Genomic DNA, 276 nt, shown 5'->3' with positions numbered 1-276 from the left:
GCTTAGGACCCGACTAACCCAGAGCGGACGAGCCTTCCTCTGGAAACCTTAGTCAATCGGTGGACGGGATTCTCACCCGTCTTTCGCTACTCATACCGGCATTCTCACTTCTATACGCTCCACATGTCCTCACGATCATGCTTCTCTGCCTATAGAACGCTCTCCTACCATCCTACGGATCCACAGCTTCGGTGTTCAGTTTAGCCCCGGTACATTTTCGGCGCAGGGTCACTCGACTAGTGAGCTATTACGCACTCTTTCAATGATGGCTGCTTC

1 rRNA gene is annotated in these 276 nt (G+C 52.5%); it reads right to left on the bottom strand.

The window, feature by feature from the left end:
• Window positions 1-276, bottom strand: a 23S ribosomal RNA gene (locus tag QP363_RS13080); the annotation flags it as partial.

Source organism: Corynebacterium sp. UMB6689 (genome assembly GCF_030215295.1).
In the GTDB taxonomy this organism is placed as follows: Bacteria; Actinomycetota; Actinomycetes; order Mycobacteriales; family Mycobacteriaceae; genus Corynebacterium; species Corynebacterium aurimucosum.
Note: the sequence above shows the minus strand (reverse complement) of the source record. Positions and strands in the feature narration are given on the sequence as shown.